Here is a 23,476-nt window from a genome sequence, read left to right as displayed (position 1 = left end):
GATCTCGCCGATGAAGGTCTGTTCGGCACCCGGGGCACCAAGGAGTTCGCCCGCAGCGCCGACTGGCGCACCGAGGCGGACCGGATACTGTCGAAGATCAACCGTATCAGATAATCAGCTCAAGACCGTGCCGCGGGACCTGAAAGCTGACGACCTGGTCGCGCGCGCGTTCGATCAGGTCGATCAGATATCTGGATTTGCGGACGAGTTGCTCCGCGGCCGCCTGCGTGCGGAATTCCGCCAGCACCGCGCGGACGCATTTGTTGGCGGCGTCGAGTGTCCAGAGCGTACGGTTGACGTCGTCCAGCGTCTGAATCCCCGAGATATCGAGATCCGACAGAACATGGCCGATGCCGTCGAGCCGCCTCACCGCGGTATCGACGGGCGTTCCGGCCTTGATGGAATGATAGTCGATGCTGCTGAATGCGCTGAACATATCCATACTCGTCCCCATCGCACGCAATGATCAGGGCAAGTGCTAGTTATGGTCGGTGCGGCGGGTCTTGCAACGCGTGGCGCTACGGACCGGGATTCTACCGGGCTAAATCGCGGTAAAATAAGACGGAAACGGCCTATGCCAGGCAATATCCCGACAATCTTACCGCTGAAAGCGCCGAGCCGGCCCTGCCGGTGGATGAAATGTCGCCGCGGGCGCGCGATGTCAGCTCCGCGGACGGAACAGATTCGGCCGCGGCCGCTCGAATGTCTGCCGGCCAGCCTTGAAGCCCATCACGACCTCAGGCAGTTCCGCGACGGCGAAGCGTCTGTCCTGGGTGTCGAGCACGATGAGATCGGCGGGGTTGCCGACCTCAATGCCGTAATCGCGCAGGTTCATCAGCCGGGCCGGCAGTTCGGTGACGAGATCGAGGCAGGTGTCGAAATCGCTGACCGAGGCATGCGCGACATTGGCGTAGAAGTTCGCCATGCGCAGCAGCGAGGCGTCGCCGAACGGCGTGAACGGGTTGAGCACGTTGTTGGTGGCGACCGAGCACACCACGCCCTCGCCGGCGAGCTTGTGGGCGAGCGTCAATCCGCGCGGCGCATTGTGCGTGGCTTCGCGCCCCATGAGATAGAGATCGGTTGCCGGCAGCACGGTGACGGCAACGCCCGCTTTTGCCAACTGAAGGGTGGCGGACTTCATGCGCTCGGGCGGCAATGCCGAGAGCTTGGTGGCGTGGCCGATCGCCACGCGCCCCCCATAGTTGCGCCGTTCGGTCTGGCGGCAGACCTCGTCGAGATGCCACCAGGAGGGATCGAGATCGAAGTCGAGATGGAGATCGACGTCGACGTCGAACTCCTGCGCGAGATCGAAGATGCGTCCGAGATGGGCGGTCGGATCCGTGTCCATGTAGGGGCAACCGCCGATCACCTCGCCGCCGTCGCGCAGCGCCTGGATCAGCAGCTCTTCGCTGCCGGGGTCGTTGGTCAGGCCTTCCTGCGGGAAGACGCAGAGCGACAAATCGATCACCCAGGCATAATCGCGCTTCAGCGCCCGGACCGCCTCGAATCCGCGCAAGCCGATGCGCGGATCGATCTCGACATGGGTGCGCATGCGCGTCGTCCCGTGAACAATCGCACGTTCGAGCACGCGGGCGCCGCGCGCATAGACATCCTCGACGGTGAAATCCCGCTTCATTGCGGCCACGGCGCGGATGGCGTCCGAGACGCTGCCGTGGTCATGCCCGCAGCGGCCGAGCAGACAGGCCTTGTCGAGATGAATATGGGTATCGACGAAGCCGGGCAGGGCGAGGTGGCCGCCGATATCGAGCTCGATGGCGTCGCAAGCGAGCCGCGGTTCGATCGCGGCAATGCGACCGCCCTTCACGCCGATATCGACGGGGCCGGCGGATGATCGCAGCAGCGCGTTGCGGAAGATCAGGTCGAGGGCGGTCTGGGTGGTCATGGAGTCAGGCTCAGCCAAGAGAGACTATCGGAAGCCGCCGGCGCGGGCAGCTCCAGATTGTGTGCAATTCTGGCCTCAAACTGTTCGAAAAATGTGCATACAGTCTGGAGCGAAGATTGTAGGATGTCGTCATCCCGGAGAATTCGCCATGTCCACCCCCGCAAAAGCCGAACGTCCGCTGACTGACGCCGAGATCGTCGAAGCCTATCTCACGGCCTCGATGATCCCGGATCCCGACGCCGCTGCGGCCTATATGAAGCCGGGCACGGTGATCACGTTCACCGGCGGACGCGAGTTCGATCATCCGCGCGGGCCGACCGGCTTCAACGCGAAGCGCTATCGCTGGGTCAAGAAGAAGATGGACCGGTTCGACGTATGCCCGGGGGCGGAAGAGACCGTCGTCTACAGCGTCGGCACGCTCTATGGCGAGTGGATGGACGGCACGCCGTTCGAAGGCAATCGCTATGTCGATCGCTTCGTGGTGCGGGGCGGCCAGATCGTGAAGATGGACGTCTGGAATGACAGTGCCGAGCGGATCCTGGTCCAGCGTGGGATCGAGGCTTAGCGTCTGCGGACGACCTTCGGCAGCTTGACGATACGGTCCCTCGTCGCTTCGTCGGCATAGGGCGCGAGGATATCGAGCAGGTCGCGGCCGCGTTGCGGGGCGGGAGCCACCAGCGCACGATTGGCTACGGAATCCAGATGATGGTGCATCAATTCCATCACCTTGGTCTCGTCGCCTCTGGCCAGCGCGGAGATGATGGCACGGTGCTCGTTGACGGCGCATTCGGTCGAATGCGGCCGGCTGTAGAGCGACAGGGTCAGGCAGCAGCGATAGGCGACCTCGCTGACATAGCGCACCAGGATCGGACTGTTCGTCATATGCGCGAGCAGGATGTGGAATTCGGTGGCGAGCCGGATCGAGGCCGCATCAGTGCCGCCGCGCGCGCGGTCCTCGGCGTCGACATGGGCATTCAGCTCGGCTATCTGGCTCTTGCTCAGCTTGCCGGCGAGCTGGCGGACGACGAGGCCTTCGAGCTGGATCCGGATGTCGAAGGCATCGCGCGCCTCCTGCCAGCTCGGGGTCGCCACCACCGCGATGCGGTTGCGGCGGAGCTCGACCAGGCCTTCGGCGGCGAGCTGTCCGAGCGCGTGGCGGGCGATGGTGCGGCTGACGCCGAAGCGGTCGCCGAGCGCGTCCTCCGGCAGCTTTGCGCCGGGCTCCAGCGCCTGCTCGATGATCGCGCGACGCAGGGCGCGGCAGATCACGCTAACCTTGTCCGACGATTCAGAAGCTTTGCTGCTGGGGCGGGCCGCCATCGGCGAATCCTTGCGATACCGGTCGAAACCTCTCCCTAGCACATCCTGGCACAATCCAGCGCTCCAAATGCATGCAGTTCGACGTCCGGATTGCCTAAATCGAATCCGCTCAACGGCTGGATCTCTCGGGCAAGCTGCTGATTTCGAGGGATATGCGCGCTGGCATCCAGCTTGCATGCACTTTTCCCATGATGCGCATGCAACCGAACGTCCAGTTTGACGGGCCGCCCGTTCTCGAAGCCGGCGCGGCTACCGCCATCGAGCTGTCCGAGGCCTCCGTCACCTTCGGGCGCGGCGACCGCGCCGTGCCCGCGCTGTCGAAGACCACGCTCAAGATCGCCGAGGGCGAGTTTGTCGCACTGGTCGGCCCATCAGGATGCGGCAAATCGACCATTCTGCGTCTCGTCAGCGGCCTCGTGCAGCCGACCAGCGGCGTCGTCATCGTCGGCGGCCGCGAGGTGGCGGCGCGGGCGATGCGGGTCGGCATGGCCTTTCAGAATCCGACCATGCTGCCTTGGATGACGATCGAGCGGAACATCATGCTGCCGCTGAAGATCGTCGAGCCGTTCCGCTCGAATTTCCGCAAGCTGCGCAAGACCGAATTCCGCGACAAGGCCAATGCTCTGCTAGAGCAGGTCGGCCTCAAGGGCTTCGGCAGCCGCTATCCCTGGCAGCTCTCCGGCGGCATGCTCCAGCGCGCCAATCTCTGTCGCGCTCTGATCCACGAGCCGCGGATGCTGCTGCTGGACGAGCCCTTTGGCGCGCTCGACCAGTTCACGCGCGAAGAGCTGTGGGCGATCCTCCAAACGCTCTGGATGAGTCGCAAGCCGACGGTGCTGCTGGTGACGCACGATCTGCGCGAAGCTGGTTTCCTCGCCAGCCGCATCTGCGTGATGAGCGCGCGTCCTGGCCGCATCCTCGACGACAGCCGCGTCGAGTTCGCGCGCCCGCGCACGGTGGCCATGACCTTCGAGCCGGATTTCGTTGCGCTGAACCAGAAGCTGCGCGCCTTCATCGAGGATGCGCGCACCGCGGCCCAGCAGGGAGCAGGCTGATGTTCGGGATCGATGTCAGGCAGAAGGCGTGGTCGGCCGGATTGATCGTGCTGTTCTTCGTCGCCTGGGAGCTGTTCTGCCTGATGACGGGCATGTCCGATCTGGTGCTGCCGCGGCCCTCGCAGGTGTTCGTGACACTGGTGGAGCGCTTTCCGGTGCTGTGGCCGCATATCGTGCAGACGCTCGCTACGACGATGTTCGGATTCGTTCTCGGTGTGGCTCTCGGCGTGGCCCTTGGCGCCATCATCGGCGTGTCCAAGACCGCCTATGACACCTGCTATCCGCTGCTGATCGGCTTCTCCTCGATCCCCAAGGTCGCGGTGGTGCCGATTTTCGTGCTGTGGTTCGGCTCGGGCACGGTGCCGGCGGTGCTGACCGCGCTGTCGATCTGCTTCTTCCCGATCGTCGTCAACATCGCAACCGGCCTTGCCACCACCGAGCCCGAGCTCGAAGACGTCTTGAAGGCGCTCGGCGCCAGCAACCTCGACATCCTCTGGAATGTCGGCTTGCCCCGTACCATGCCGTTCTTCTTTGCCTCGCTGAAGGTTGCGATCTCCTATGCTTTCGTCGGTGCGGTGCTGTCGGAGACGGTCGCCTCCAACCGCGGCATCGGCAACGTCATGATGACCGCGTCCTCCAATTTCAACGTGCCGCTGGTCTTCGCCGGGCTGTTCGTGCTCGCCGGTCTCGGCGTCGCGCTCTACGTCGTGTTCTCGCTGATCGAGGGCCGCGTCACCGGCTGGGCGACGCGCAAGAACGACGTGATCGCCACCTGACCCGATTGAACAATCATCACGCAACGAAGCTGAGGAGATCTCGATGTTGAGAAAAGTCGCTGCCACGATCGTAGGATTGGCTCTGACCACGGGCGCGGCCCTGGCCCAGGACACCACGATCAAGTTCACGCTGGGTTGGAAGACGCAGGGCAGCGATGCTGCGTTCTTCTACGCCAAGGACCACGGCTATTTCAAAGAGGAAGGCCTCAACGTCGTCATCGACCAGGGCGAAGGCTCCGGGGCCACCGTCACGCGCATCATGTCCGGCGCCTATGACGCGGGCTTCGGCGACGTCAACGCCATCTTCGAAAACGCCTCGGCCAAGCCGCAGGATGCGCCTGTGATGGTCTACATGATGTGGAACCAGCCGCCGTTCGCGATCGTCGCCAAGAAGACCAGCGGCATCAGTACCATCAAGGATTTCGAAGGGCGCACGCTCGGCGGCGCGCAGGGCACGCCCACGACGCGCCTGCTGCCGGTATTCACGCGCAAGAACGGACTCGACGGCGAGAAGATCAAGATCTCCAACATGGCGCCGAACCTGCAGGAGCCGATGTTGATCAAGGGCGATATCGACGCAGCCCTCGTCTTCAACATCACCAGCTATTTCAACCTGGTGCTCAACCGCCAGGACCCGGACAAGGACTTCAGATGGTTCTCGTTCGGTGAGTACGGCCTCGATCTCTACTCCAACGGCGTGATGGTCTCGCGCAAGCTGATCGCCTCGAACCCGAAGGCCGTCGCAGGCCTGGTGCGTGCCATCAACAAGGGTGCGATCGCCGTCGCCAAGGACCAGAATGCCGGGATGAAGGCGGCGGTGAACTACGACAACCTCATCAACGCGGATGTCGAGAAGCGCCGGCTGCAATATTCCTTTGAAAAATTGATCGTGTCGCCCGAGATGAAGGAGATCGGCATCGGCGACATCAAGGACGACCGCATGGCGCGTGCCATCGGCATCGTGGTCGAGGGCTACCAGCTCGCCCGCGCCCCGACGCCGGCGGAAGTGTTCTCGCGCGAATTCCTGCCGGCCCGCGCGGAGCGGGAGCTGGTATATACGGCCAACTGATCCCAGGAGGCGTTCATGGCCACGGAGATTTCGGCAGCCAGCCTGTTCCGTGGCCCTGATCTCGGAACCTGCGACAACGTCGTGATGCGGCACGATCGCGGGTTCATTACCGAAATCTCCGAAGGAGCGGGGCCTGGGCCGCGCTCCTTCGTCAGTCCGGCCTTCGTCAATGCGCACGACCACGCCCGCGCCACCGCATCGTCTTTCGGTGCGGTCGGCATGCCCCTGGAAAGCTGGATCCTACGGACCGCGCTCGGCACGCCGGTCGATCCCTATCTGACCGCAGCTTCCGCTCTGGCTCGCTCGGCAAAGGCCGGCTGCGCGGCCATGATGGTGCACTACACCCGCCCGAGCGGAACGATGCCTCTGGTCGATGAGGCCAAGGCCGTCGCGAGAGCAGCGTCCGACGTCGGCATCCGCATCGCCTTTGCGATGGCCGTGCGCGACCAGAATCCGATCGTCTATGGCGATGCCGAGCCGGTGCTCTCGGGTCTGTCGCGCGACGACCGCAAGATCATCGACGATCTCTTCGTCCGCGCACCGATGCCCCCGAGAGCATACATCGAGCTCACGAACGCCATTGCCGCCGCCATCGCCGGCCCGATGGTCGACGTTCAGCTCGGGCCTGCCGGCGTGCAATGGTGCTCGAAGCCACTGCTGGAGGCGGTGGCTGAGAACTCGGCGCGGACCGGCCGCCGCATCCACATGCATCTGTTGAAGACGGTGTACCAGCGGGCCTGGGCCGACCAGCATTTTCCGGACATGGTGCGTTGGCTGCGCAACATCGGTTTCCTCTCGGATCGGCTGACGCTCGCGCATTGCATCCACGCAAGGCCTGATGAGCTGGAGATGATCGCGGCCTCGGGAGCCCGCATCGTCACCAATTTCAGTTCGAACATGCATCTGCGCTCGGGTCTCGCGCCGATTGCCGCCGCGCACGGATGCGGCTGCGCCATCGCAGTGGGCGTTGACGGCCTGGCGCTGGATGAGGACGACGACATCCTGCGCGAGATGCGGCTGGTGCAGATGATCCATGGCGGCCTCGGCTTCAAGCCGACATGGACGCCAGCGGAAATGTTTACGCTCGCGATCCGCAACGGACGCCGCGCAACCGGCGCGCCCGGGAGCGGAGAGCTCGCGGCCGGCAACCCCGCCGACTACGTCGTGATCGATCTCGACCGCCTCGATCGCGACCAGATCATGCCCGTCGATCCCCTGGCGCTGCTGTTCGCGCGTGGCAACGCATCGCTGGTGAAGGAGGTCGTCGTCGCAGGCAAGACGATCGTGAGGGACGGGGTCTGTGAGGGCGTCGACCTGCCGGCGATTGAACGAGAGTTGCGGGCCATGTACCGCGCCAATGTCGGCAAGCTCGGGAGCTTCCAGCGAATGTGGCCGTCGGTGTCGGAGCGCCTCTCCGACTGGTTCGAGCAGCAAGTCACCTGCGAATAGGACGTGGCAAACGAAAGCGCCCCGCCTGACGACGAGGCGGGCGCTCCCGGAGAGATCGAGCGTCGCCGCTACTGCAACGCCTCAAGCTTGGCGTTCTTGCCGTCAACCACCTTGAACACGACGTAGCGAGGCTGCATCTGGCCGTTCGGCAGAAACTGGACATCGCCGAACACGGTGCCCTTGACCGCCTTGCCGCGGATCGCTTCGGCGACGGTCTTGCGATCGAGCGATTTTGTCTGTTCGACCGCCTGAGCCCACACCTGCACGGCCGCCGCACCGAGGGCTGCGCTCTTATCGGGAGCGATGCCATAGGCCTTCTTGTAGGCGGCCACGAACGCGACGCTCTCCGGAATGGTGGTGAACGGCGGCAGGTCGGGGAAGAAGATGTCCGCCGAGATCACGCCGTTGTTGGCATCGCCTGCGACCTTGTACACGGTGCTCAGCATGATGCCAACGGCACCGACAAAGGTGGATTTGATGTCGGCCTGGCGGTACTGCTCGACGAGCGCGGGAAGGCCGGAGGAATTCGACGAACTGGTGACGATGACGGCGTCGGGATTGGCGCCCTTGATATTGGTGAGCTGGACCCGGAAATCGGTGTCTTTGAACGCGAACTTTTCGGTCATGACGACTTCACCCGAAAAGTTCATCTTCTTGAACTCGGCCTCGACGGCGGTCTGGAAGCCGTTGCCGTAGACGTCGTTCTGGGTGAGGAACGCGACCTTCTTCGCCTTCATCGTCTGTGCGACGTATTTCGCGATGACCTCGGCATCAAAGCCGTTCGAGCTGTTGATGCGCATCGCGTAGGGGTTGGTCTCGCCGCTGAGGATCAGGTCGGACTTCGAAACCGCGGTGAAGTCGAGAATGTTGCCGCGGGCGAGGATCGGCTGCATCGCGAGCGTAACAGGTGAATTCCAGCCTTCGATCACGATGTCCGCCTTCTCGGCGACCATCTCGTTGGCGCGACTGACGCCGACAGCGGGCGTGCTCTCGTCGTCCTTGGAGATCACGGTCAGCTTGCGCCCGAGCAGGCCGCCTTTGTCGTTGATCTGCTGGACCATGAGCTTGACCGCATTGGTCACGGTCTGGCCGTCAGGGCCGGCACCGCCGCTGAGCGGAAAGATGGTGCCGACCTTGATGTCCTGCGCCATCGTGGGCGCAGTTGCGAGCCCCAGCAGCAGCGCGAGAGCCAGTTTCGTCTTGTGCATGCGCTTCCTCCAATGTTGTCTTAGGTTTTCTTGATGATACGGCGATACAGGCCCACGAGCCCGGCGGGCCAGAAGATCAGAACCAGCGCCAGCACCGTTCCCAGCACGATCTTGTTCCAGTCGCCGCCCAGCGAGAACAGGTTCTGCTGTGCGATGAGGAGGGCGGTGCCGATCAAGGGGCCGAGCAGGATGCGGCGTCCGACCAGCACGATGGCCGTGAGCATCATGACGAGGAAGTAGGATTCGAACATGTCGGGGCCGACATAGGCACGCTGATAGGCGTAGAGCCAGCCGGCGAGGCCCGTGATCGGCGCGGAGATCACGAACACCGCGAGCCTGATCCGGCGCGGATCGACGCCGAGGCTCGCGGCCAGCGCCGGGTTCATCTGCACCATCAATGCGGTGGTGCCAAGCCGCGAGCGACGGAAGCGGGCGATGAAGGCGAGGGTGAGAAGCAGCAGGACGAAGGCGATCGGCCAGAGGTCTTCCTGCATCGCGCCGGAGAAATTGGTGACCAGCATGGGCAGCTTCAGCGGCGGAATGCCGACGATGCCGTCGGAGCCGCCGATGGCGTCCCAGTTGAAGGCGATCTCGTAGGCGACGACGGCGGCTGCATAGGTGACGAGTGAGAAAACGAACTCGCGGGTGCGCAAGGTGACGGCGCCAAGGAAGGCGGCTGCGGCAAGGCACAGCGCGATCGTCGAGGCCGCGGTGAGCCATCCGTTCAGGCCGTATTTGACCGAGAGGTTTGCGGCCGCGTAGCCCCCGATGGCCCAGAACACGGTGTGGCCGAGGCTGACCTCGCCGAGATAGGAGAGGACGATGTCTGCGCCGTAGCACATCACCGCGAAGATCGCGATCGTGGTCAGCGTCGAATAGGCGACCGGGGTGCCGCCGAGCAGACGCGGCAGGAGGAAGCCGATCACGACGAAGGCGGCGATCACGGCGCAGCGCAGGAATGGGATCGAGGTGGGGCGCGGGCTGTCGATCGCGGTCATTTGGTCGCCAGCCCCGCGGGACGAAGCACAAGCAGTGCGAGCAGCAGCGCAAAGGCCGCCGCCGTCGTATAGGCCGGCGAGACGAAGGCGCCGAAGAAGGCGGTGAACAGGCCGAGCCCGAGGCCGGCCGCCAGCGCGCCGCCGATCGAGCCAATGCCACCGAGCACGACCACTACAAAGGTCATGATGACCTCGTTGAAGCCCATGCTGGTCAGGATCGGCGAGCGGGGCGCCACCAGCGCCGCGCCGAGTGCGACCGCCGAGCATTCGAACACGAAGACGGCGAGATAGACGAATTTCGCGTTGATGCCGAACAGCTCCGCGAGCTTCGGGTCCTCCGCGACGGCGCGGATGACAGAGCCGAACCGCGTTCGCTGCGTGAATAGCCAGACCGCGACATAGAGCAGAAGCGTTACGACCAGCACCAGCACGTCCTGCCAGGTGAACCAGAGGGGGCCGAGATCCACCTTGGCGCGTGCCAGTGTTCCCGGCAACGTCTGCGGATTGCCGCCGAAGATGAGCGCGCTGCCGCCTTGAAGGACATAGCCGAGGCCCAGCGTCACGATCATCAGGCTGGTCAGGTTTTGCGTCATGACGAGGCGCATCATCGCGCTTTGCATCAGGAGACCGATGATTCCGAGCACGATGATCGCGACGAGGATGGCGACCGGGTAGGGCAGTCCGAGCTTCGTGATGGCGTACCAGGTGACGAAGGCGCCGAGCATGTAGAGCTGGCCGTGGGCAAAATTCACCAGGCGCGCAACGCCGAGCAGGATGGTCCAGCCCAGCGCAATGCAAGCATAGCCGGAGCCGAGCACGATGCCATTTATGATCTGCTGCGCGATGTTCATGCCGGCGCTCCATCCGCGATGGTGCCGAGATAGGCCTCGATGATGCGGTGATCGGCCGCCATCACGTCGGCGGGGCCTTCGCCGACGATCTTGCCGCGTTCGAGCAGATAGAGATGGTCCACCACCTTCAGCGCGGCCTTGACGTTCTGCTCGACCAGCAGCACCGGTAGGCCACGATCGACCAGCAAGCGGATGCGGGTGAGCAGGTCGGTGATTAGCCTGGGCGCAAGGCCGGCGGACGGTTCATCCAGCATCAACACGCGCGGGCCGGCGAGGAGGGCGCGCCCGATTGCGAGCATCTGCCGTTCGCCGCCAGAGAGCGCCGCACCCTTGTGCGTGCGGCGCTCGGCAAGGCGCGGGAAGAACTCGAACACCTCGGGGATGGTGAAGAGGTGCCGGCCGGTGGTGTCCGCGGGCGGCCGCACCAGCGCGAGGTTCTCGTCGACGGTCAGCTCTGCGAAGATGTTCTTGCCCTCAGGCACGAGCGTCAGGCCGCGCGCCACCCGCTCATGTGCGGCAAGTTTTTCGATGCTGCGTCCTTCGAGCTGGACGCCGCCCGTGACGACGGCGCGCCCGCGCGACCAGCCGGCCAGCGCATTGACCAGCGTGGTCTTTCCAGCGCCATTGGCGCCGACGAGACCGACCATGCGGCCCGCGGGCACGCCGATGCTGACGCCGGAGACCGCGACATTGCCGGCATAGCGGACCGACAGATTGTCGCTCTGGAGCACGCCGCTCATTCGTCGCGCCCCAGATAGGCTTCGCGGACACGGGGATCGCGTTGGATCTCGGCTGGCGTTCCCGTCGCCAGCATCGCGCCCTGGTCGATCATGACGATGCGATCGGCGATCGACATGATCAGGTCCATGTGATGTTCAATGACGACGAGGGCGAGGTTGCGTTTGCGCAGGCCGATCAGGACGTCGGCGAGCTTCTTCATGTCGCCGCCGCTGAGGCCCGCAGCGGGTTCGTCGAGTAGCAGCACCTTTGCGCCGGTCCCATAGGCGAGGGCAACTGACAGCAGGCGCTGCACGCCATAGGGAATGTCGCCGGGAAGCTGGTCGTGGTACTGCCGGGCGATCCCGAAGAAGTCGAGCAACTGCGCGGCCGCCAGTTCGGCGGCGCGGCGCGTGGTCGCCTCGCGCCAGGGTGCGAACAGCGATGTCGCCAGATTGGTCGAGAAATCGCGGAAGATCGCCGAGACGGCATTCTGCAGGACGGTCAGTTCGCCGAAGAACGAGTTCTGCTGAAAGGTCCGGCGCAGGCCGCGGCCGGCGAGGTCGAACGTCCGGAGCGCCGAGACGTCGCTGCTGTCGAGGAAGGTGCGGCCGCGATGGGTGACGGCGTTGGTGACGGCCGCAAAGCAGCTGCTCTTCCCCGCGCCATTCGGGCCGATGATGCCGAGGATTTCGTCGTTATGCACGGACCAACTGACGTCGCGCAGGGCGACGAGCGCGCCATACTGCACGGTCAGTCCTTCGACGCGCAGCACCTCGCTCGCGCCGCGACGCGTTTCCCCGGAACTTGCCACCCGGCCGTCCATCCCTTGTTGTCCCGGCTGCGCTTGCGGCAACCGGTCCTTTTTGGCGGGGCAGCGCACGGCAATCGATGCGGAATCAAATCGCAGGTAAGGCGGCCTCGCGGGAGGCAAGGTATTGCGCGGCAATTGTGAAAACTTGTGCTGACTGGTTGTCAGACCAGAGGCGCGTCCGCAGCAGTGAGCTCAACCCAGACGTGGCCGCGCAACCCCGCCTCCCGCTGCGGTACATATATGAAGCCGCGATAGCTGGTAGATGGAACCTCGTCTAGCGATCGCCGAGGCCGTGGGCTATGAACCTTTGCGCTGCGGCGCAGCCGATTACCCCTTGAGGAGCCCTGCGATGCGTCTTCCCACCATTCTCCTGACCCTGACATGTCTTGCGAGCGCAGCTTCAGCACAAGACCTCTCGGGCACGCTTCAGAAGATCAAGGAGACCAAGAAGATCACGCTGGGCTATCAGGAGGCCTCGGTCCCGTTCAGCTATCTGGACGGCAACCAGAAGCCGGTCGGCTTCGCCATGGACATCTGCCTCGGCATCGTCGAGGCCGTGAAGAAACAGCTCGGCATGCCAGACATCGCAGTCGACACAATCGCGGTGACGTCGTCGAACCGGATTCCGCTGATGGTCAACGGCACGCTCGATCTGCATTGCTCGGCGACTACCAACAATGCCGATCGCCAGAAGCAAGTTGCCTTCACCAACACCCATTTCCTCAGCGCGACCCGATTTGCGGCGAAGAAGGCCGCCAGGATCAACACCATCGACGATCTCAAGGGTAAGGCGGTCACTGCGGTCGCCGGCTCGGTCAATCTGACGCAGCTCGCCAAGGTCAACACCGAGCGCAACCTCGGCATCAACGTGATGCCGGCCAAGGACCAGGCGGAGGCGTTCCTGTTGCTGGAGACCGACCGCGCCCAGGCCTATGCGCTCGACGACGTCCAGCTCGCGGTTGCGATCGCACGGTCGAAGGAGCCGCAAGCCTACATGATCAGCGAGGAGGCGTTCTCCAAGCCCGAGCCCTACGGCATCATGCTGCGGCGGGAGGATGCGCCGTTCAAGGCACTCGCCGACCGCGCAACGGCGGAGCTCTATGCCAGCCCCGAGATCGAGGTGCTCTACAAGAAATGGCTGCAATCGCCGACGCCGCCGAACGGCCTCAACTACAACGTCCCGATGTCACCCGCCTTGCGCAACGCGTTCAAGAAGCCGAGCTGGAGCGCGGATCCTGATGTGTATGCGGTAAATTGATGCGGAGACGAGGGGGAGTGTCGGGCTAGGGCTCGCTCGGGTACTCACCCAAGCGACGTGCCCGCTCCAACAGCCTGCGCGCGTTGCGGTAGGTCGGCACTTCTACCCACAGACCATTCACCAGCGCGCGATCCTCGCCTCGGTTGCGTGCGCCCTCGAAGCCCGAGACGATTGCGAGAGCATGCGCGATCTCGTCGACTGCCGGCGTAAACACATCATTGAGGCGCTTTGCATGCTCCGGCAAGATCAGGGATTTGCTACGGTAACCGAGGCGACGCGATAGAGTTGCCTCGCGAACGGCGCCCTCGACGTCGCTAAACGTATAAGGTGCATCGATCGGCTCGATGCCTGCGGCGCGTGCTTCCAAGATGAAGCGCCTTCGAGCGTAGTCGAGTTCAAGGCCATCCGCGCCCCGCTCGGCACAGAGGTCATTGGCCAAATCCTCGGCTCCGAGCAACGCACATCGAATGCGGGAGCTGGCCGCGGCCATCGTCCGAACCTCGATCACTCCCAACGCCGTCTCACAGATGGGCAGGATTTCCGTGCTGCCTTGATCGAGGCCGAGCTGGGTTTCCCAATGCGAAATCGCTGCGTCCAGGGCGTGTATTTGGGCCGCCCTATCGCTCATGGGATAGGCGACGACGTCGGGACGCGCCGTCATGGCGGCTGCCAGATCCAGCAGCCCATCGGTTTCCAAGACATTGATGCGGATGGCGGCTAGGCGTTGCCGGCGGCGACATTCTTGCACGAAATCGTTGAGTAGGCTGCGTGCCTCGCCGCGTCGTGCGGGAGGCGTAAAGTCCTCGAGATCGACGATGAGAGCATCCGCGCCGCTGTCCAGCATCTTCGGATGCGCAGCGCGATCCGCTCCGGGCCCGAAGAGCCAGGTGCGACGGAGGTCGGGATCGGGAATGGTCATCGAATTTCTAAGCGTTCGAATATTTTTTCAGCTCGAACCGCGCGATCTGGTTCCTGTGCACCTCGTCGGGGCCGTCCGCAAGCCGCAGCAACCGCGCGGTGGCGTAGGCTTGTGTCAGTCCGAAGTCGTTCGAGGTGCCGCCGCCGCCATGGGCCTGGATGGCCCAGTCGATGATCTGGCAGGCCATGTTGGGCACGGCGACCTTGATCATTGCGATCTCGGCCTTGGCCACCTTGTTGCCGACCGTGTCCATCGCATAGGCGGCATTGAGCGTCAGCAGCCGGGCCTGCTCGATCATGATGCGGGCTTCCGCGATGCGCTCCTGCGTCACGGTCTGCTCCGAGACCGGCTTGCCGAAGGCGACGCGGCTGCGCACGCGGCGGCACATCTTTTCCAGGGTGCGTTCGGCGAGCCCGATCAGCCGCATGCAGTGATGGATGCGGCCCGGGCCGAGACGGCCCTGCGCGATCTCGAAGCCGCGGCCTTCGCCGAGCAGCATGTTCTCCTTGGGCACGCGAACATTGGTGAAGATCACTTCGGACGCGCGATCGGGTACACCATAGAAGCCGAACACGGGCAGGGGACGCTTCACCTCGATGCCCGGCGTGTCCATCGGCACCAGGATCATGGATTGCTGCTTGTGCCGGTCCGGATTGTCCGGATCGGTCTTGCCCATGAAGATGCAGATCTTGCAGCGCGGGTCGGTCGCGTTGGTCGTGTACCATTTGCGCCCGTTGATGACGTAATGGTCGCCGTCGCGCAGGATCGAGCTCTCGATGTTGGTTGCATCGGATGACGCGACTGCCGGCTCGGTCATGGCGAAGCAGGAGCGGATTTCGCCCGCAAGCAGGGGCTTCAGCCAGCGCTCCTTGTCCTTCTCCGAGCCGTAGCGCTCCAGCACCTCCATGTTGCCGGTGTCGGGCGCAGAGCAATTGAACACTTCGGGCGCAAGATGTGAGCGGCCCATCACCTCGCACAGAGGCGCATATTCGAGATTGGTCAGACCCGCGCCATGATGGCTCTCGGGCAGGAACAGATTCCAGAGCCCCTCGGCGCGGGCCAATGGCTTCAGCTCCTCGACGATGGGAAAGACCTTCCAGGGGCCGAGCTCTTCGGCTTCGCGATAGAACCGTTCCTCGTTCGGATAGATGTGCCGGTCCATGAAACTCTCGAGCTTGCGCTTGAGCTCGACGACTTTTGGCGACATCGGGTAGAGCATCTCTGGTCTCCTTGATCGAGGGGCGGCTAGCCGATCTCGAGATAGTCGGGGCCTGGCAGTTGGGGGAAGGGGGCGGTCGGCAGCGTCTGGTACCAGAACGCCACGGAGGCGATGTCGTCCTGCAACGGAAGGTATTTCGACTCCTTGACGCCGGGCAGCCAGCCCAGCGCCTGGATGGTCACCCGCAGATCGGCACGAAAGCGCACGGGATCGGGAATGTGCCAGCGGTACAGGCCGAAGCGCTGTTGCGATTTGTAGACGCCGTCCGGGCGGATCACCTGCGGCAGGCCGGCATAGGGCGTGGTGAACTCCACGTAGCGCGACTGCCCCTGGCCGGCATGCGCCACATGAGGATCGAAATTGTAGGCACCGCAGAAATAGTCCTCGGTGCCGGTGCCGCAGATCGTCGGGAAGTCGCCGTCGCCGTCGATGTAGAACTTGATCTCGCCTTCGCCCCACCAGCCATTGTTGTTGACGCCCCAGGCCATGTAGGTGCCGACGTAATGGCCCGCGCCGCTGATGCCGTCGAGAATGGTATAGACCTCCTTGTACGGCAGCGGATTGGTGCGCCTGAACTGCGCATGGAAATAGGCGCAATCTTCCGGCACGTCGGTCAGGGTGTAGTTGATCTGGTAGTAGACCGTGAGCTGCTCCTCGCTGCGGTTCTCCAGCGTGAACCGGGCGCGCTTGCGGAACGGCATTTCCCAGTAGCAGTTGAAGGCGCGGCCGGGATTGACGCAGACCGCAAGCGAGGACACCTGCGCGTATTCCTCCCATCCGCAGGCGAAGAAATCACCCGCGGGGCATTCGACGCTAGGCTGTTCCTGGTCATCCCAGTAGACGCGCAGGATCGAATGGCGCAAGCGGCCCCGCGCCAGCGTCATCCAGATTTGCTGGATCGCGCCCTGGCCTTCAATGTCCGCAAACGTGAATGTCGCGCCGGGCTCGATGACGACATAGGGCGAGACCTTCCAGCCCTGGCCGAGATCGCGGGCCTGACGCGCCGCGGGACCGTCGACGGACATGCCGCCCTTGCCCTTTTCGCCGGTGAAATTCTCGGGGCTGATCGAGCGCGTCTGCGCGTTCGACAGGCGCGAGAGATTGCCGAGATGCAGGCCCAATCCGGAAAACGCCATGGAGTCCTCGATAGCGGTTAGCGACGTTCCGGTATATCGCTGCCAAATCTACCAAAACATGAAGCTGGACAAGCAAAGGCCCGCGAGCGATCGCGCGTCGTTCAAGCGACGCGGTATTCCCTGAATTTCTCGCGCAGCGCCGATTTCAGCACCTTGCCGGTGCCGGTCATGGGGAATTCGTCCATGAATTCGACAGCGTCGGGCATCCACCAACTCGCGATCTTCGGGCGCATGTGCTCGAGCAGTGTCTTGCCGTCGACGGTCGCGCCCTTCTTGCGGACGACGAGGAGCAGGGGACGCTCCTGCCATTTGTCGTGTGAGATCGCGACCACGGCGGCCTGAAGCACATCCGGATGCGACAAGGCGACATCCTCGAGCTGGATCGAGGAGATCCATTCGCCACCGGACTTGATGACGTCCTTGGAGCGGTCGGTCAGCGTGACGTGGCCTTGGGCATCGATCACCGCCATGTCGCCTGTGATCAGCCAGCCGTCGCGGTCGAGGCCCTCATCCAGCTTCATGTAGCCGGACGCAACCCAGGGGCCGCGGGCGCGCAGATGGCCGACGCTCTTGCCGTCTCGGGGCAACTCGTTGCCGGCGTCGTCGACGATGCGCAAGGCCGTGCCGAAACAGGCGCGGCCGGAGACCTGGCGCCGGTCGAACTTCTCCTTGTCGCCGAGATGCTCCGAGCCCGGCCGCAGGCCCGGCATCGAGCAGCCCAAAGCCTCGGTCATGCCCCAGGCCTGGATGTAGTCGATGTCGTAGTCCCGCTTGAGCTTCTCGACCATCGCGCGCGGCGGGGCCGAACCCGACGACAACGTTGCGCGCAGCGTCGAGAATTTGTTGCCGGTGCGACCGAGCCAGTCGAGCAGGATCAGCCAGAAGCTCGGCACGCCCGCAGACAGCGTCACCTTCTCGCCTTCGAGCAATTCATAGAGCTTGTCGGGCTCGTAGTTGCGGCCGGGCAGCACCAGCTTCGAGCCGGTATAGGGCGCGGTGAACGGCATGTTCCAGCCATTGCCGTGGAACAGCGGCGCCATCGGCATCATCACCTCGCGCACGCCTTCGACATGGCCCGGCAGGAAGTCGAAATTGCAGCAGGTCATGGTCTGCAGGATCGCGGCGCGGTGCGAATAGATCACGCCCTTCGGGTTGCCGGTGGTGCCCGAGGTATAGCAGATGGTGGAGGCGGACTTCTCGTCGAACTCGGGCCAGGCGAAGCCAGCCTCGCTCTCTTGGTCCAGAAGCTCTTCGTAGCAATGCACGTTCTTTAGCTTCGTTTCCGGCATCCGCTCGCGCGAGGACATCACGACGAAGGCCTCGATCGTCGTCAATTGCGGCGCGATCGCTTCGACGATCGGCAAGGTGGCGCGGTCGATGAACAGCAGACGGTCTTCGGCATGGTTGATGATGTAGACGAGCTGTTCCGGAAACAGCCGCGGATTGACGGTGTGCAGCACGTAGCCCATGCCGGGAGCCGCATAGAACATCTCGAAATGACGGTGGGTATTCCAGGCCAGCGTGCCGACGCGGTCGCCTTTGTTCATGCCAAGCCGCTTCAGGGCCAGCGCCATGCGCTTGATACGCGGATGAGCGTCGGCATAGGTGTAGCGGTGGATGTCGCCCTCGATCTCGCGTGCGACGATCTCGGCCTCGCCGTGATAGTCGGCGGCATACTGGATCAGGCCGCTGATCAAAAGCGGCATGTCCATCATCAATCCCTGCATCGTCTCCTCCACCGCCACATCGTTGCGCGGCATACGTTTGATTTGCGGCTACGCTAGCGGAAGGTCCTCCGACGTTCACGCAAAAAAGAAGCCACGTGATTGCGTGCGGCACTTTTTCAGGGCTAACTTCGTGCGAACAGCCGGCGAAGCGGTGTCTGCCGTGGAGGAGACGAATGTCAGCGGAAAAACACAAGACCGGTGCAGCCGGCGACACTACGGTCGATATCTCCGCCCTTCGCGCGCGCTATCGCGACGAGCGTGACCGCCGTTTGCGCAGCGAAGGCAAGGCGCAATATGTCGAGGTATCAGGCGATTTCGCCCGCTATCTCGACGATCCCTGGGCTGATCGTGCGTTCGCGCGCCAAGCCGTCAGTGAAGAGACCGAAGTGCTCATCGTCGGCGGTGGCTTCGGTGGGCTGTTGTGCGGTGCGCGCCTGCGCGAGGCCGGCATCGACGATTTCCGCATCGTGGAGAAGGCGGCCGATTTCGGCGGCACCTGGTACTGGAATCGTTATCCGGGCGCTGCCTGCGATACCGAGAGCTACATCTATCTGCCGCTCCTCGAAGAGACCGGCTACATGCCGGTGCGCAAATACGCGCGGGCGCCGGAGATCTACGAGCACTCCCGCCGCATCGGCCGACATTTCGATCTCTACGCGCGGACGCTGTTTCAGACGATCATCTCACGCATGCAATGGCTGGAAGATGACGCACGCTGGCTGGTCGAGACCGATCGTGGCGATCGTATCCGTGCGCGCTTCGTCATTCTCGCCGGCGGGCCGCTGAGCCGGCCGAAGCTGCCGGGCATTCCCGGCATCGAAACGTTCAGGGGGCGCAGCTTTCATACCAGCCGCTGGGATTACGGCTACACCGGCGGCAGCGCCGAAGGTGGTCTCACCGGGCTTGCCGACAAGCGCGTCGGCATCATCGGCACAGGGGCGACCGCCGTGCAATGCGTGCCGCATCTCGGCCGTTCGGCGAAGGAGCTCTACGTCTTCCAGCGCACGCCGTCGGCAATCGGCGTGCGCGACGACCGGCCGACCGATCAGGCCTGGACGCAAAGCCTCAAGCCGGGCTGGCAGCGCGAACGCATGGACAATTTCACCGCCGTGATTTCGGGCGAGCCGTTCGAGCAGGATCTGGTGCAAGACGGCTGGACTGACCTGCTCGGCGAGATATTGCTGGCGCCGCGCCGCCAGCCTCAGCCAGTCACGTCGATGGAGGAGGCGCTCAAGGTGATCGAGCAGGCCGACTACCGCAAGATGGAGGAGATCCGCGCGCGCGTCGATGCGATCGTCAAGGATGAGGCGGCCGCTGCCGCTCTCAAGCCTTGGTACAAGGCGTTCTGCAAGCGGCCATGCTTCCACGACGAATATCTCGACACCTTCAATCGCCCGAACGTGCATCTCGTCGACACCAAAGGGCAGGGCGTCGAGCGCATTACCGAAAATGCGGTCGTGGTCGACGGCAAGGCCTATGAGCTCGATTGCCTGATCTATGCGAGCGGCTTCGAGGTCGGCACCGATTACGCCCGCCGCATGGGATTTGAGGTGTACGGCCGCGATGGCGTCAGCCTGTCCGAGCGCTGGCGCGATGGCGTCAAGACGCTACATGGCTTCTACAGCCGCGGCTTTCCGAACTGCTTCCTCATCGTCACGGTGCAGGCCGGCCAGAGCGCCAACTTCCCGCACATCATCGACGAGCAGTCGCAGCACATTGCCTATGTGATCGCTGAGGCCCGCAAGCGCAGAGCGCGAACCCTGGAGCCGACGCTGGCCGCCGAGAACGCGTGGGTCGACGAGGTCGTCAGGGCCGCGCTCGGCCGCCAGACTTATCTCGCCGAATGCACGCCCGGTTACTACAACAATGAAGGCGTGTTCGATCCGATCGCGGCCAGAAACAGCCAATATTGGCGCGGGCCCGTGGCATTCCTGCGGCTGCTGGGAAAATGGCGCAAGGAGGGCAATCTGGAAGGCCTCGAACTGTCCTATGATCGCGCCATGGAGTCGGCGCCTTCGAGCAGCTAAGATTGGTCATCGATACAGTACGGGAGATAGCGGGTATGATCAGGGGCAGGGCTGTTGCGGGGGCGGTTTTTGGCGCGGTGGCGCTGCTTGGTTGCCTCGCGCCCACAGCCGAGGCCGCGCAATGCGGCAGCTCGGCGGCCGGCTTCGAGGCCTGGAAGCGCGAGTTCAGTGCGGAGGCGCAAGGAAAGGGCATCGGCCCCACCGCGCTCTCGGCCCTGATGCAGACCAATTATGCCAGCGCCACCATCGCAGCCGACCGCGGCCAGCGCAGCTTCTCGCTGACGCTCGACCAGTTCCTTGCCAAGCGCGGCGCCACCACCATCGTCGCCAAGGGCCGCCAGCTCAAGCAGTCCCAAGCTGCGTTGTTCGCCTCGATCCAGCAGCGCTACGGCGTCCCGCCCGGGCCGCTGATCGCGATCTGGGGCATGGAGACCGGCTTCGGCAGCCAGCGCGGCAATCAGAATATGCTGTCGTCGATCGCGACGCTGGCCTATGACTGCCGTCGTCCCGAATTCTTCACCGACCAGCTCTATGCCGCCTTGAAGCTGATCGACCGCGGCACGCTGTCGGGATCGACCCGCGGCTCGATGCATGGCGAGGTCGGCCAGACCCAGTTCATGCCCAAGAGCATCCTGGCCTATGGCACCGGCAACCTCGAAGTGGCTGCCAATGCGCTGAATTCGACGGCGAATTTCCTTAGAGCCCACGGCTGGAAAGCAGGAGCCGGCTACCAGCCGGGCGAGCCGAATTTCGCCGCGATCGAGGCCTGGAATGCGGCCGGTGTCTACCAGAAGGCAATCGCGCTGATGGGACGTCAGATCGATGAAGGCGGCGGCGCCGCGGCATCGCGTTAGTTCAGCAAGCCGTGATGCGCCGGCACCGAGAAAGTTCTTGCCATCAGGAACCGACGGCACGAGGTTTGCTTTGATCAAGTTCGGGGCTAGGCATGAGGAGACTCACCATGGCGACCCAGATCGTGATGGATCAGACGGGCGATACGCGCCACGAGTTTGATCCTGGCAATGCCGAAGCGCTGGCGCGAGCCGAGCGGCGCTTTCGGGAGCTCACCGGAGCGGGCTTCACCGCCGCGCTGCGGACTGGACCGGGCGAGGTCACCCGGATCCGATCGTTCGATCCGACCGCGCAGGAAACGCTGTTCTATCCCCGCCTGGTCGGCGGTTGATCTGAGCTGCCCATGATCGCGGCAGTTTGGCTCCGCGCCCCCGCGCGTGCGCGCTTGCATGCGTTGCGCGAACTCTATCGGCGCTTCTTCGGCGAGAACACGCCGGATGCTCGCGGTCGCCGGCTGCTCTTCGAATGGCTCTCGCCCGCACAGCGCGTGCAATTCGAGGAGCGTCGGTATTTCGACGTCGTCGGCTGCGACACCGGCAAGGTCTATCGCATTCACTACGGCACGGCCGCCAACGTCCACGAGATCGACGGTGAAGGCCGGGCGACGATGGGATGGTGCTTCGTTCCGTCGGGCTTCCTGGTGCCGGGCGATGTGATGCTGGCGCAGAAGATCGCGCTCGAGACCGACGAGAGTGGCGCACTTGCACTCGCCAACCGGTTTCCGCCGGCAACGCATTCGGACCACTTTTACCGGCGGCCGTTCTAGCGGCGGAAACCGCCGGAGTGATCAGTGGTGCGTGGTGCGATAGGCGTCGACCGCGTGCGCCGTGAAGACGCCTACGCTGCAAAGGGCGAGCAGGCCGGAGATCAGCTCGATCATAGCTCATCCTCCCGCATCGGCTGGGCAACGAGGTTCTGACAGCAGGAATATTCGTAGAGCAGGTCGAGGATGAATTGCATGGTGGCCGTCCCTGTATTTATTTTGACAACCACTTAACCGGCGATCTGTTTCAGGCGTGTTTCGTCACATCCGGAAAGGGGTTTCGCCGGGAACCCGGGGCTGGTTTGTGCGCTGCGGTCCCGCTATTGCTTCAAGCTTCATTTGCCGCTTTTTCGAGGGTGGCGCATCGGATTGCGAGGCAAAATCATGGCGCAGGTCGAATGGTTTGACGATCTCACCGTCGGAATGCGGTTCAGATCTCCCGAGGTCGAGATCACCGAGGTCGACATCAAGCGCTTTGCCGCCGAGTTCGATCCGCAGCCGATGCATCTCGACCACGACGCCGCCAAGCTGACCCTGTTCAAGGGGCTCGCTGCATCAGGATGGCACACCGCCGCCATTGCCATGAACCTTGCGATCCAGACCCGTCCTTTCGGCCCGCACCCACTCATCGGCGCCGGCGTCGATGGACTGCGCTGGACCATGCCGGTGCGGCCCAATGACCGCCTGCATCTGGTCGGCGAGGTTATGAGCCTGACGCCATCGAAGTCGAAGCCGCAGGGCATCGCGCTGGTGAAGTGGACGATGTTCAACCAGAACGGCGAGGAGGTTTACACCTTCACTCCGATCGCGATCGTGCCGCGGCGGAGCTAAGGTCGGCCCGACGTTGGCTTGAGCCTTGCAGGTGTCCGGCAGAGGTGGTCATCTCAGCTCCGGGGAAGACGCTGGAGGCTGACATGAAACGATTCCTTTTCACAGCCGGCCTGCTCGCCGGTGCCTTGAGCGCCGGGTCGTCGCTCGCGCAACAATCCAAGGTCGGCGACTGGACCATCGAGAAGCGTATGCAGGACACTCATTGCAACGCGAGCCGCGGCTACAAGGACAAGAAAGACGAGAACCGCGACTACGTCATCGTAGTCACCTATTCCGACAAGGCCATCGTGATCGTCATGATCTATGGTGGTTGGGAATGGGACAAGACCGGCGAGATCCTCCGCGCCGACGTCGGCACTGACGATGCCGACATCATGAAGAAGGCGAAGTGGGAGGTCATGGACAAGACCACCGTGCGCGGCATCTTCGAATACGATCAGTCGATCATGGACCGGCTGGCCAAGGCCAAGCGTCTTACGCTCGACTTCGAAGACGATGAGGACGACAGCATCGAGATGCAGATCCCGCGGGCCGGCGAGGCGCTGGCGGCGCTAAAGTTCTGCGAGGAGAACAGGAAGTAAACG

General features: G+C 63.8%; 24 protein-coding genes and 1 pseudogene. 13 read left to right on the top strand and 12 right to left on the bottom strand.

Annotated elements, in window-relative coordinates:
* Positions 1 to 114: pseudogene (locus SE91_RS37690) on the top strand (NAD(P)-dependent oxidoreductase); the annotation flags it as partial.
* Here the strand turns inward: SE91_RS37690 and SE91_RS18215 are convergent.
* Both SE91_RS18215 and SE91_RS18210 read right to left on the bottom strand, forming a co-directional pair.
* Positions 107 to 436: a hypothetical protein gene (locus SE91_RS18215; RefSeq protein ID WP_061851185.1), complete on the bottom strand. Its 330-nt coding sequence runs from the start codon at positions 434 to 436 to the stop codon at positions 107 to 109. The pseudogene SE91_RS37690 and the gene SE91_RS18215 sit on opposite strands and share 8 nt — an antisense overlap.
* Before the next feature lie 225 nt (positions 437 to 661).
* Positions 662 to 1,903, bottom strand: coding sequence for an amidohydrolase family protein (locus tag SE91_RS18210; protein ID WP_061848566.1), 1,242 nt, complete (start codon positions 1,901 to 1,903; stop codon positions 662 to 664).
* Between the two features lie 148 nt (positions 1,904 to 2,051).
* On the opposite strand from SE91_RS18210, the gene SE91_RS18205 reads away from it, so the two are divergent.
* The gene (locus SE91_RS18205) at positions 2,052 to 2,468 is read left to right on the top strand and encodes a nuclear transport factor 2-like protein (RefSeq protein ID WP_061848565.1); all 417 of its coding nucleotides are present in this window, start codon (positions 2,052 to 2,054) and stop codon (positions 2,466 to 2,468) included.
* Here the strand turns inward: SE91_RS18205 and SE91_RS18200 are convergent.
* Positions 2,465 to 3,223, bottom strand: coding sequence for a GntR family transcriptional regulator (locus tag SE91_RS18200; protein ID WP_061848564.1), 759 nt, complete (start codon positions 3,221 to 3,223; stop codon positions 2,465 to 2,467). The two genes, SE91_RS18205 and SE91_RS18200, sit on opposite strands and share 4 nt — an antisense overlap.
* Positions 3,224 to 3,414: 191 nt before the next feature.
* Here SE91_RS18200 and SE91_RS18195 point away from each other — a divergent pair, with 191 nt between their 5' ends.
* Genes SE91_RS18195 through SE91_RS18180 form a run of 4 tightly spaced genes read left to right on the top strand, consistent with a single transcriptional unit; the run spans position 3,415 to position 7,572 of the window.
* Positions 3,415 to 4,278: an ABC transporter ATP-binding protein gene (locus SE91_RS18195; RefSeq protein ID WP_082813919.1), complete on the top strand. Its 864-nt coding sequence runs from the start codon at positions 3,415 to 3,417 to the stop codon at positions 4,276 to 4,278.
* Entirely contained in the window at positions 4,278 to 5,054 is a 777-nt protein-coding gene (locus SE91_RS18190) for an ABC transporter permease (protein ID WP_061848563.1), read from the top strand. Before SE91_RS18195 ends, SE91_RS18190 begins: the two co-directional genes overlap by 1 nt.
* Positions 5,055 to 5,097: 43 nt before the next feature.
* Positions 5,098 to 6,123, top strand: coding sequence for an ABC transporter substrate-binding protein (locus tag SE91_RS18185; RefSeq protein WP_061848562.1), 1,026 nt, complete (start codon positions 5,098 to 5,100; stop codon positions 6,121 to 6,123).
* 15 nt (positions 6,124 to 6,138) lie between these two features.
* Positions 6,139 to 7,572 carry an amidohydrolase family protein gene (locus SE91_RS18180; protein WP_061848561.1) on the top strand — a complete coding sequence of 478 codons (1,434 nt, stop codon included), beginning with the start codon at positions 6,139 to 6,141 and terminating at the stop codon, positions 7,570 to 7,572.
* Positions 7,573 to 7,640: 68 nt separating this feature from the next.
* Here SE91_RS18180 and SE91_RS18175 read toward each other — a convergent pair whose 3' ends face one another.
* The 5 genes from SE91_RS18175 to SE91_RS18155 are packed head-to-tail and all read right to left on the bottom strand — an operon-like array spanning position 7,641 to position 12,160.
* On the bottom strand, positions 7,641 to 8,780 hold the full coding sequence (locus SE91_RS18175; protein ID WP_008552575.1) for an ABC transporter substrate-binding protein: 1,140 nt from the start codon (positions 8,778 to 8,780) through the stop codon (positions 7,641 to 7,643).
* 20 nt (positions 8,781 to 8,800) lie between these two features.
* Positions 8,801 to 9,778 carry a branched-chain amino acid ABC transporter permease gene (locus SE91_RS18170; RefSeq protein WP_061848560.1) on the bottom strand — a complete coding sequence of 326 codons (978 nt, stop codon included), beginning with the start codon at positions 9,776 to 9,778 and terminating at the stop codon, positions 8,801 to 8,803.
* Positions 9,775 to 10,629 (bottom strand): branched-chain amino acid ABC transporter permease, encoded by an 855-nt coding sequence (locus SE91_RS18165; RefSeq protein ID WP_061848559.1) that lies wholly within the window; start codon positions 10,627 to 10,629, stop codon positions 9,775 to 9,777. Before SE91_RS18165 ends, SE91_RS18170 begins: the two co-directional genes overlap by 4 nt.
* Positions 10,626 to 11,369 (bottom strand): ABC transporter ATP-binding protein, encoded by a 744-nt coding sequence (locus SE91_RS18160; RefSeq protein WP_061848558.1) that lies wholly within the window; start codon positions 11,367 to 11,369, stop codon positions 10,626 to 10,628. Before SE91_RS18160 ends, SE91_RS18165 begins: the two co-directional genes overlap by 4 nt.
* Positions 11,366 to 12,160, bottom strand: coding sequence for an ABC transporter ATP-binding protein (locus SE91_RS18155; protein ID WP_236840874.1), 795 nt, complete (start codon positions 12,158 to 12,160; stop codon positions 11,366 to 11,368). Before SE91_RS18155 ends, SE91_RS18160 begins: the two co-directional genes overlap by 4 nt.
* Before the next feature lie 349 nt (positions 12,161 to 12,509).
* On the opposite strand from SE91_RS18155, the gene SE91_RS18150 reads away from it, so the two are divergent.
* Positions 12,510 to 13,418 carry an amino acid ABC transporter substrate-binding protein gene (locus SE91_RS18150; RefSeq protein ID WP_061848557.1) on the top strand — a complete coding sequence of 303 codons (909 nt, stop codon included), beginning with the start codon at positions 12,510 to 12,512 and terminating at the stop codon, positions 13,416 to 13,418.
* Between the two features lie 25 nt (positions 13,419 to 13,443).
* Here SE91_RS18150 and SE91_RS18145 read toward each other — a convergent pair whose 3' ends face one another.
* The 4 genes from SE91_RS18145 to SE91_RS18130 form a co-directional block, all read right to left on the bottom strand.
* The gene (locus SE91_RS18145) at positions 13,444 to 14,337 is read right to left on the bottom strand and encodes an HpcH/HpaI aldolase/citrate lyase family protein (RefSeq protein WP_061848556.1); all 894 of its coding nucleotides are present in this window, start codon (positions 14,335 to 14,337) and stop codon (positions 13,444 to 13,446) included.
* A 7-nt stretch (positions 14,338 to 14,344) separates the two neighbouring features.
* Positions 14,345 to 15,556 (bottom strand): acyl-CoA dehydrogenase family protein, encoded by a 1,212-nt coding sequence (locus tag SE91_RS18140; protein WP_061848555.1) that lies wholly within the window; start codon positions 15,554 to 15,556, stop codon positions 14,345 to 14,347.
* Between the two features lie 26 nt (positions 15,557 to 15,582).
* The gene (locus tag SE91_RS18135; RefSeq protein ID WP_061848554.1) at positions 15,583 to 16,692 is read right to left on the bottom strand and encodes a glycoside hydrolase family 172 protein; all 1,110 of its coding nucleotides are present in this window, start codon (positions 16,690 to 16,692) and stop codon (positions 15,583 to 15,585) included.
* A gap of 101 nt (positions 16,693 to 16,793) precedes the next feature.
* On the bottom strand, positions 16,794 to 18,419 hold the full coding sequence (locus SE91_RS18130; protein ID WP_061851183.1) for a long-chain fatty acid--CoA ligase: 1,626 nt from the start codon (positions 18,417 to 18,419) through the stop codon (positions 16,794 to 16,796).
* A gap of 173 nt (positions 18,420 to 18,592) precedes the next feature.
* Here SE91_RS18130 and SE91_RS18125 point away from each other — a divergent pair, with 173 nt between their 5' ends.
* The 6 genes from SE91_RS18125 to SE91_RS18100 all read left to right on the top strand — a co-directional run bounded on the left by SE91_RS18125 (position 18,593) and on the right by SE91_RS18100 (position 23,473).
* On the top strand, positions 18,593 to 20,446 hold the full coding sequence (locus tag SE91_RS18125; RefSeq protein WP_061848553.1) for a flavin-containing monooxygenase: 1,854 nt from the start codon (positions 18,593 to 18,595) through the stop codon (positions 20,444 to 20,446).
* A 35-nt stretch (positions 20,447 to 20,481) separates the two neighbouring features.
* Positions 20,482 to 21,300, top strand: coding sequence for a lytic murein transglycosylase (locus SE91_RS18120; protein WP_061848552.1), 819 nt, complete (start codon positions 20,482 to 20,484; stop codon positions 21,298 to 21,300).
* Between the two features lie 107 nt (positions 21,301 to 21,407).
* Positions 21,408 to 21,629 (top strand): hypothetical protein, encoded by a 222-nt coding sequence (locus tag SE91_RS18115; protein ID WP_007592399.1) that lies wholly within the window; start codon positions 21,408 to 21,410, stop codon positions 21,627 to 21,629.
* 12 nt (positions 21,630 to 21,641) lie between these two features.
* On the top strand, positions 21,642 to 22,064 hold the full coding sequence (locus tag SE91_RS18110) for a hypothetical protein (protein ID WP_008552517.1): 423 nt from the start codon (positions 21,642 to 21,644) through the stop codon (positions 22,062 to 22,064).
* Between the two features lie 381 nt (positions 22,065 to 22,445).
* A complete protein-coding gene (locus tag SE91_RS18105; protein WP_008552515.1) occupies positions 22,446 to 22,892 on the top strand; it encodes a MaoC family dehydratase in 447 nt (148 codons plus the stop codon).
* Between the two features lie 83 nt (positions 22,893 to 22,975).
* Positions 22,976 to 23,473, top strand: coding sequence for a hypothetical protein (locus SE91_RS18100; RefSeq protein WP_061848551.1), 498 nt, complete (start codon positions 22,976 to 22,978; stop codon positions 23,471 to 23,473).
* Positions 23,474 to 23,476 lie beyond the last annotated feature (3 nt).

It is taken from the genome of Bradyrhizobium sp. DOA1, from assembly GCF_001593325.1.
Classification (GTDB): Bacteria; Pseudomonadota; Alphaproteobacteria; order Rhizobiales; family Xanthobacteraceae; genus Bradyrhizobium.
Note: the sequence above shows the minus strand (reverse complement) of the source record. Positions and strands in the feature narration are given on the sequence as shown.